The 8,216-nt window shown below is 63.2% G+C and carries 8 protein-coding genes and 1 pseudogene; 7 read left to right on the plus strand and 2 right to left on the minus strand.

Annotated features, from left to right (window positions below; all coding sequences use genetic code 11):
- The 4 genes from EN939_RS12165 to EN939_RS12180 form a co-directional block, all read left to right on the plus strand.
- Nucleotides 1–714, plus strand: a 714-nt coding sequence (locus EN939_RS12165) for an ABC transporter permease (protein ID WP_164750964.1), incomplete at its 5' end; no start/stop codon positions are given.
- Nucleotides 711–1,730 (plus strand): ABC transporter ATP-binding protein, encoded by a 1,020-nt coding sequence (locus EN939_RS12170; RefSeq protein ID WP_127268210.1) that lies wholly within the window; start codon nt 711–713, stop codon nt 1,728–1,730. The genes EN939_RS12165 and EN939_RS12170, both read left to right, overlap by 4 nt.
- Nucleotides 1,727–2,743, plus strand: a complete 1,017-nt coding sequence (locus EN939_RS12175; RefSeq protein ID WP_127268211.1) for an ABC transporter ATP-binding protein — start codon at nt 1,727–1,729, stop codon at nt 2,741–2,743. Before EN939_RS12170 ends, EN939_RS12175 begins: the two co-directional genes overlap by 4 nt.
- Nucleotides 2,733–3,866 carry a succinylglutamate desuccinylase/aspartoacylase family protein gene (locus EN939_RS12180; RefSeq protein ID WP_164749006.1) on the plus strand — a complete coding sequence of 378 codons (1,134 nt, stop codon included), beginning with the start codon at nt 2,733–2,735 and terminating at the stop codon, nt 3,864–3,866. Before EN939_RS12175 ends, EN939_RS12180 begins: the two co-directional genes overlap by 11 nt.
- A 122-nt stretch (nt 3,867–3,988) precedes the next feature.
- Here the strand turns inward: EN939_RS12180 and EN939_RS12185 are convergent, their stop codons facing one another.
- Entirely contained in the window at nt 3,989–4,717 is a 729-nt protein-coding gene (locus tag EN939_RS12185; RefSeq protein WP_127268213.1) for an SDR family NAD(P)-dependent oxidoreductase, read from the minus strand.
- A gap of 95 nt (nt 4,718–4,812) precedes the next feature.
- Here EN939_RS12185 and EN939_RS12190 point away from each other — a divergent pair, with 95 nt between their 5' ends.
- Together EN939_RS12190 and EN939_RS12195 are read left to right on the plus strand one after the other, a co-directional pair.
- Entirely contained in the window at nt 4,813–5,235 is a 423-nt protein-coding gene (locus tag EN939_RS12190; protein ID WP_127268214.1) for a winged helix-turn-helix transcriptional regulator, read from the plus strand.
- A 728-nt stretch (nt 5,236–5,963) separates the two neighbouring features.
- Nucleotides 5,964–6,275, plus strand: coding sequence for a DUF736 domain-containing protein (locus EN939_RS12195; RefSeq protein ID WP_127268215.1), 312 nt, complete (start codon nt 5,964–5,966; stop codon nt 6,273–6,275).
- A 44-nt stretch (nt 6,276–6,319) separates the two neighbouring features.
- Here EN939_RS12195 and EN939_RS12200 read toward each other — a convergent pair whose 3' ends face one another.
- A complete protein-coding gene (locus tag EN939_RS12200; RefSeq protein ID WP_127268216.1) occupies nt 6,320–7,696 on the minus strand; it encodes an aminotransferase-like domain-containing protein in 1,377 nt (458 codons plus the stop codon).
- Between the two features lie 142 nt (nt 7,697–7,838).
- On the opposite strand from EN939_RS12200, the pseudogene EN939_RS12205 reads away from it, so the two are divergent.
- A pseudogene (locus EN939_RS12205) lies at nt 7,839–8,216 on the plus strand (hydroxymethylglutaryl-CoA reductase, degradative); the annotation flags it as partial.

The following is an 8,216-nucleotide window of genomic DNA, read 5'->3' on the forward strand; positions in this document are numbered from 1 at the left end:
ATCATGGTCGGTCCCCGGCTGGCGCCGCCGTCCCTGGATTTTCTCCTCGGCACCGACCACTTGGGCCGCGACGTTTTCTCGCGCGTCGTCATGGGCGGAAGGATTGCGCTGCTCGTCGCCTTCGTCTCGCTCAGCGCCTCGCTCAGCTTAGGGCTGGTGCTCGGCCTCATCGCCGCCTTCGGCCCGCGCTGGCTGGACAATCTTTTGCTGCTGGTTTTCGACACCATCCGCTCCTTTCCGGTCATCATCTTCGCGCTGGCGGTGGTGACGCTGCTCGGACCGAGCCTTGCCAGCGTCATCTTCGTCGTCGCGGTCACGTCGGTGCCGATCTATGCGCGCGTCGTGCGCACGCAGGCCCACGCGCTGCGCGAAAGCGAATTCATCACCGCAGAACGCGCTATGGGTGCCGGCCTCGTGCGCATCCTCGCCGTGCACGTGCTGCCCAACGTCATCGGTCCGCTACTGATCCTGGTCAGCATGGATGTGCCGCTGGTCATCACGCTGGAAGCAGGCCTGAGCTTCCTCGGCATGGGTGTGCGCCCGCCGACACCGGACTGGGGAACGATCCTCAGCGACGGCTACGGTTATATCCACAAAACGGTGTGGTTGGTGGTCGCCGGTGGCATCCCTATCGTCATAACCACTCTGGGCTTCACCTTCCTCGGCGAGGCGTTGCGCGACATCTTCGACCCCAAGCTTCGGAGAGACCTATGAACCGTGGCAGCCAAGCAGGACATCTCGCAAGCCGCAGTCCACTGCTGGCGATCCGCGGCCTCTCTCTCGATTTCGGCACGCCGCGCGGCCGCGCACATGCGCTGCGCGATGTCCATATCGACGTGCCGGCGGGCGAGGTGGTCGGCATTGTCGGCGAGAGCGGCTCGGGCAAATCCACGCTCGCCTACACAGTGATGGGGCTGCTGGCTGAGAATGCAGAGGTGGTGAACGGGGCGATCCTGTTCGAGGGACGCGACGTGCTCGGCATGGCACCGGCAGAGCGGCGCGGCCTGCTTGGCAACCGCATGTCGATGATCTTCCAGGATCCGATGACGGCGTTGAACCCGGTGCGCAGCATCGAGAGCCAGATGGTCGATGTCCAGCATCGCGAGGGCGGTTCGCGCGGCATCAAGCGCCAGCGTGCGGTGGACATGCTTCGCCGGGTCGGTATCCCGGACCCCGAAAGTCGTATCGGCGGCTATTCGCATGAATTTTCGGGCGGCATGCGCCAGCGCATCTGCATCGCCATGGCCCTGCTGGTGAAGCCGGCGCTGCTCATCGCGGATGAGCCGACGACTGCTCTCGATGCCACGCTGGAGGTGCAGATCATCCATCTGCTGAAAGAGCTGCAGAAGGAAATCGGCTGCTCGATCCTGTTCGTTTCGCACCATCTCGGCGCTGTCGCCGAATTCTGCGACCGGGTGGCGGTCATGTATGCGGGCGAGGTGGTCGAATACGGCACCGTGCGCGATATCTTCCGCCGGCCGGGGCATCCCTATACGCGCGCGTTGCTCGAATGCGATCCGGGACGGATCAGGAAGCGCACCCGTCAGTTGCCGACGATACCGGGCGAGGTGCCGAGCCTGCTCGGTACCCAGGCGGGCTGCATCTTCCGCCGGCGCTGCCCGCATGCCTTCGCCCGGTGCGCGGATGAAAATCCCGCCCCCCGCGCAATCGGCGCAGCGCACAGCGCGCGCTGCCATCTTCTCGACGACACACTGGCGGTTCCGGCATGAGCCCGCTGCTTTCGGTCGAGGACCTTCGCGTGCGCTTTCGCACCATGAGCCAGCTGAAGGCGTTCACCAGTGGCGTGAAGAACCCGTTCGTCGATGCCGTCTGCGGAGTGTCTTTCGAGATCCGCAGGGGCGAGACACTCGGTCTCGTCGGCGAGAGCGGTTCGGGCAAGTCCACCATTGCCCGTGCCATCATGGGGCTGCGTCCACCGACGAGCGGCTCCATACGTTTCGACGGCCAGGTGCTGAACGGTCTTGCCCCGGCGGATCGCAAGCTGCATCTTCGGCGCATGGCGATGATGTTTCAGGATCCGGTCGGATCGCTGTCGCCGCGGCTCACTGTCCGCTCTCTGCTGATCGAGCCGTTCCGTATCCACGGCATCACCATCCGCGATCCAGCGGCCGAGGTGGAGCGCCTGCTAAAGATGGTTGGGCTGCCCGCGGATTTCGGGCGGCGATATCCCCACCAGCTTTCCGGCGGCCAGGCGCGCCGGGTGGGCGTGGCGCGGGCGCTGGCGCTGGCGCCCGATCTTATTATCGCCGACGAACCGACGGCGGGGCTGGACGTGTCCGTCCAGGGCGAAGTTCTCAACCTACTTGGGCGTTTGCAGCAGGAGTTGGGCATCGCCATCCTCATCATCACGCACAATCTCAATGTCGTGCGCCACATGACCGACCGCATGGCGATCATGTATCTCGGCCGCTTCATCGAGGTCGGCTCGACCGACCGTATATTCGAGCAGCCTTGCCACCCCTATACGGAGGCGCTGCTGTCGGCCAATCCGGAACCCGATCCCGACGCCGCGCTCGACCGGATCGAGCTCAGCGGCGAAGTGCCGAGCCTGATGACGCGCCCTCCCGGCTGCGAGTTCCACACCCGCTGCCGCTATGCGCAGGACATCTGCAAAAGCGCATTCCCGTCCCGGACAACCGACCGCGAAGACCCCCGCCATGTCTTCAATTGCCACTTCCCGTTGTCGGAACGGGCGCTCGCCGGAGCCGTCAATGTCTCGTGAAATCCTCGATATTCCTCTCTCCAACGGCACGCCGGGCAGCCGCCACAGTGTGCGCATCATACGCTACGGTGCCGCCGCCGCCCGTCCCAAGGCCTACATCCACGCGGCACTTCACGCCGACGAGGCGCCCGGCCTTCTGGTATCACATCATCTGGTCGAGCAGTTGGACGCCGCCGATGCGCGCGGCGAAATCCGGAGCCAGATCGTCGTCGTGCCTTACGCCAACCCGCTCGGCCTGGCGCAGTTCGTCAATGGCGACCATCTCGGCCGTTACGACCTTGCCAGCGGCCGCAACTTCAACCGCAACTGGCCTGACCTTGCCCCCGAATTGATCGCCCGGCTCGGAAACCTGTTGGGAAGGGATGCCGACGCCAACAAGGCGCTGATCCGCGAGACGATCCGCGCAATCCTCGACGAACGCTGTGTCAGGCAACAGGTTGATTCCCTCTATACGGTGCTGGCGCGCGAAGCCTTCGATTCTGATCTCGTTCTCGATCTTCATTGCGACGACGAAGGGCTGATGCATCTTTTCGTGCGGCCGGAGATCGCGGCGGAACTGTCGGACATCTCGGGCGAACTCGGCTGCCGTGCCGTGTTTTCGCAGGGCGCCTCCGGCGGCTCGACCTTTGCCGAAGCAAGCGTCGAGCCGTGGTTGAAGCTCGCGGCGGCGTATCCCGACAAGCTGATACCGGTCGGCTGCATGGCAGCGACGGTCGAATTGCGCGGCTTCGTCGACATCGGCGACGAGATGGCCGCGACAGATGCGTCGGCGCTGCTGAATGTGCTGCGCCGCCGCGGCTATATCGCCGGTCAAGCACCCGCCGCGCCGCCGCTCTGCGACGTCACAGGCTTCGACGCCTGCGACGTGGTGCGCACGCCGGCGTTCGGCGTCATCGTCTACCGCGTCGAACTTGGCGAGCGGGTCACGTCCGGACAGCCGATCGCCGACATCGTCGCGCCCGCTGCGATTGGCGGCGATGCCCGTATCACCGTCCATGCGCGTACTGACGGCGTGGTCGTCACCCGCAGACTGAAGAAGCTGGTGGCGGCCAACCAAGTCATCGCCAAGGTAGCCGGCACCGAGCCGCTTTCCCATCGCAAGGGCTATCTTCTGGAGGATTGATAACATGTCGCTCGAAAGCTGCTCCGGTTTCGAGAAAACGACATGCATGCCTGTCACTGCGAGACACCGACCGGCATGAGCGCAACGGCGGCCGTCCAGGTTTCAGTGGTCGAAGGCGCACGTCACACCTGGGCCATGCCGCCATCGACGGCCAGTTCTGCGCCGGTTGTGAAACTGCTCTCGTCGCTGGCGAGGAAAACAACCGCGGCGGCCACCTCGTCAGGCCGGCCCATGCGCCCGAGAGGGATCATGCTGGAAAGCGCGTCTCGAATCTGTTGCGAGGCCCCGGCCATCATCGCCGTATCGGTCGGGCCGGGGCTGACGACGTTGACACGAATGCCTTTGGGAGCAAGTTCGTTGGCCCAGGTGCGGGTGAACGAGCGGACAGCGGCCTTGGTGGCGCCGTAGACGCCATATCCTTTGGTGCCGATGTCGCCTGCGATAGAGCCGATCAACACGATCGTTCCGCCTGGCTGCATGAGGTTGACGGCACCTTGTGCTGCGAAAACCAGAGAGCGCACATTCAGACCGAATGTCCTGTCGAAATGATCCTCCGAAATATCTTCAAGCGGGGCGTATTCGGAAAGGCCGGCATTCACAATGAGCACGTCGATACGCCCGCGTTCCGATCTGATCTGCTCGAATACACGTTCAAGATCCGCTCTGTTGCTTGCATCCGCCAGGACCGTCCGGATGCTGCCGGTGCCCGCCGCTTCCAAGGCGCCGTCCGCACCCTTGCGGCTGGTCGCATAGACCTGCGCTCCCTCACTGGCGAACCTTTGTGAAACTGCCCCGCCGATACCGCCGGCACCGCCGACAACCAGTGCGATCTTGTTTGCCAATCTGCTCATGTGAACTCCATCAAAAAGTGATGGCTCAAGATATATGCTCTATACCTACGGTCAATTACGCACTACAACTAGAGCAGATATCGAGGAGTATACCTATGTCCGCCGTGACTGAAGACTTGCCCGTCAAGGTCAGCCCACCCCGTCGTCCTAAGCCCGTGTCCGTCGAGGCGTTGATAGATGTGCAAAAGGCGCGGCCGGCACTTGAGCAGATCGCCAACAAGTGGTCGGTCCTGATTCTGACCGTTCTGTGCACTAGGCCGTCGAGATTCAACGAGATCATGCGGCGCCTGGACGGCATCACGCACAAGGCGCTCGCCGATGCGCTGAAGCGTCTGGAACGTAACGGTCTCATTCGCCGTGAAGTGCTGACGACGACGACGCCGGTCGGTGTCGAATACACGATCACTTCGCTCGGCCACTCCCTTCGGCAACCGTTCGAGGCGCTTTACGAATGGTCGATGACCTACGGGCCGGAACTCGAGCGCGCGCAAGACGAATACGACCGCGTTCGAGACTGATCACGTCCCCGGCCAGGCAGGCTTCTATTGCTCTGACGACACCCTGATAAAGGCCAGGAACGCCAAGGTAACAGCCGTTCGCATTCAGTTCTCCCCCAAGTTAAGGCCTGACCTTACACGGCAACTGCCGGTTTCGCATCCTGTCGCTCTGAGTTTACCTGCGGCTGATCGAGCCAAACAACTACTCCCCAGAATGAGGAAATTACTATTATGGCGCATGGACTTCTACGACCCCGTGCGTGCCGCGCCTAATCTGGCGGCGTCCATTCTCTCCCATCGACCGCTGATGACGATTCAGCCCAAAGATTAGAGAAATCGGACGTCCCTTCTTCACCGGGTGAAGTGGGACCAACACCGCCCACGGGCGGGAGGAAGCGTCCTTGACCGAAATAGAGAAGCGCAGCGGAGCAAGCGACAGTGGCCGGGACTGATCTTAGCCACTGTGGCATTCCTTCCGCGTATTCTGTCCAAGCTACGCCCACGGCGTCCTCGAATGGATTGGGTCTGACTGAAGACCGCCTTCGCTTCGGCTCGATCGTCTTCCCGTAACGACGTCGCTGCGTTCTCTTCCCCTGGTCGCTGCGCGTCCATTCCTCGGCGGCCCAAGAAAGCCTCGCGCCGCCGTTACTTCGTTTCAGCCCCTTCGGGATGCAGACCGATCGTCTCCGGCCTCACGACCACCATCGAGAGATGGGTGCGGCCCGAGAAAAACAGAAGGAACCACCACGATGGCTACGGTCGGCACATTCTCGCGCACCGCGAACGGCTTCTCCGGTTCGGTCAAGACCCTCAACCTCAACGTCAAGACTGTGACGTTCTCTCCGGTCGATGGCGACAATGAAAAGAGACCCGACTTCCGCATTTTCGCTGGCGCCCCGAGTTCGGGACGGCCCTGGAAGAAGACCTCGCGCGAGAGCCGCGACTACCACTTCGTCAAGCTCGACGATCCCAGCTTCCCCGCTCCGATCTACGCGAGCTTGGTCGAGACCGACACCGGGGGCGACTTCTCGCTCATCTGGTCACGACGCGCCGCGGAGTGATCCGTCAAGCACTAAGCCCGCCGCAAGGCGGGGCTTTGTCCTGTTCAAGTCCGCCGATGCCTAAGCTCTGCCAGCATGAAGTCAAAAAAATGAGGATCCGAGGCCCAGGCGATGTTGACGCGGATGCCTGCCTTGGCAGGTTGGCGCTCCGGCGAAAACACGGTACCAGGTGCGATAAAAATCCCCTGGCGAGCGCCTTCCCGGGCGAGGGCGATGTCATCGACATACTCGGGAAGCTCCAGATAGACGTAGTATCCACCTGTCGGCTCGGCAAAGAGCTTAAGACCCATCTTCTGAAGGCGGGGAACGACCGTCTCGGTGGCCTGCTGCACACGCTGCGCCAAACGCTTGAGGTGGCGCCGATAGTGACCTTCACTGATCAATCCATGGATCAACCGCTCAATGTGTCCTGAGCTGTTGACTGTCGTCAGCATCTTCAACTCGGCAAGGGAAGCGATAAGGTCGGGGCGCGCGGCGATATAGCCGCAGCGCAGGCTGGCCGACAACGTCTTGGCAAAGGTGCGCACGCAGATGACGTTCCGCAACTGGTCGAGAGGCGCAAGGCCAACGCCACGGACCGTCGGCAGGTCGACGAACGGGTCGTCCTCGACCACCAGCATGTCGCAGCGCGCGGCGATCGTCAGGATCGAGTGAGCCGTCGGCAGGTTGGTCGAGCTGCCGGTTGGATTGTGCGCAAGCGATTGTGTGAAGAACAGCTTCGGACGCTCGCGCTCGGCCTTGCCGGCGAGATCGTCGAGGTCCGGACCGGTCGGCGTCCGCTTCACGCCGATCATGCGGATCTGCGCCAGCTTCAGCTTGGCGAAAAGCGGGTAGTAGCCGGGGTCGTCGACCAGCACGGTATCGCCGGCGACGAGGAAGCGGCGTATGATCAGGTCCAGTGCGTGGTTGGCGCCGAATGTCAGCAGGATCTGGTCCGGGCTCGCCTGCACCTCGCGCTCCATGAGGTCGAAGGCGAGGCGCTCGCGCAGCGCCGGCAGGCCCATCGCCGAACCATAGCCGTCACTGCTGGACCTCTGGTGCCGGCCGAGCAGCCCGAGATGGCGGCGCACTTCCGATTCCTCCATCCATGAGGCGGGCGGCCGCCCGTCACCGACGCGGATCGAAAAGCTCTCCTCCAACTGCGCATTGAGCAGCGAGGCGATGTCGACCGCTTCCGCGACATGGCGGGGACGCTCGCTCGGCGTCTGCCGGCGACGCTCGGCGACCATGAAGCCGGCGCCGGGCCGCGAAAACGCGATGCCCGCGGATACCAGCCGGTCATAGGCATCGACGATGGTGTTCTTGGAAACGTCGAATTGCTCGGCGGCCTTGCGTATCGACGGAAGCTTGGCGCCGACGGTAATCGAGCCGGTCTCGATGCGCCTTCTGATCTCTGCCGCCACGGCCTCGGCGCGCGTCATCCCAGAACATCCTCCGATGGGCTGCGTGCCCTGATATGGACTGGTACAGTTTGTCGCTGTTTCCTGTAGCTGTACCTTGATAGATGGTATCAGTTAAACGATAGCTGCCTCAACGACAAGCATTCGCAGGGAGGCGATCGTGATGGTGGCTGTCCAGGACAGCGGTGTCGAGCCGCGGCTGAATTCCCGCATCGAGAAATTCCGCGACCTGTCGCCGGCCGATCGCCTGGCGACGGTCGGCGACGCCGCTCGTCTTGGGCAGGCGGATCGCGATGCCTTGCGCGGCGGCGTCCTGCCGCTCGATCTCGCCAACGGCATGATCGAGAATGTGGTCGGCACCTTCGAGATTCCGCTCGGCGTCGCCACCAACTTCACCATCAACGGTCGCGATTACCTCATCCCGATGGCGGTGGAAGAGCCGTCGGTGGTCGCCGCCGCCTCCTACATGGCGCGCATCGCCCGCGGTTGCGGCGGCTTCGAGACATCGAGCACCGCACCGATCATGCGGGCACAGGTGCAG

The organism is Mesorhizobium sp. M7A.F.Ca.CA.002.05.1.1 (assembly GCF_003998335.1).
Classification (GTDB): domain Bacteria; phylum Pseudomonadota; class Alphaproteobacteria; order Rhizobiales; family Rhizobiaceae; genus Mesorhizobium.

Excerpts from the sequence above, each read along its gene's own strand:
- EN939_RS12170 (WP_127268210.1), top strand. The coding sequence starts at position 711 with ATGAACCGTGGCAGCCAAGCAGGACATCTCGCAAGCCGCAGTCCACTG.
- EN939_RS12175 (WP_127268211.1), top strand. The coding sequence starts at position 1,727 with ATGAGCCCGCTGCTTTCGGTCGAGGACCTTCGCGTGCGCTTTCGCACC.
- EN939_RS12180 (WP_164749006.1), top strand. The coding sequence starts at position 2,733 with ATGTCTCGTGAAATCCTCGATATTCCTCTCTCCAACGGCACGCCGGGC.
- EN939_RS12185 (WP_127268213.1), bottom strand. The coding sequence starts at position 4,717 with ATGAGCAGATTGGCAAACAAGATCGCACTGGTTGTCGGCGGTGCCGGC.
- EN939_RS12190 (WP_127268214.1), top strand. The coding sequence starts at position 4,813 with ATGTCCGCCGTGACTGAAGACTTGCCCGTCAAGGTCAGCCCACCCCGT.
- EN939_RS12195 (WP_127268215.1), top strand. The coding sequence starts at position 5,964 with ATGGCTACGGTCGGCACATTCTCGCGCACCGCGAACGGCTTCTCCGGT.
- EN939_RS12200 (WP_127268216.1), bottom strand. The coding sequence starts at position 7,696 with ATGACGCGCGCCGAGGCCGTGGCGGCAGAGATCAGAAGGCGCATCGAG.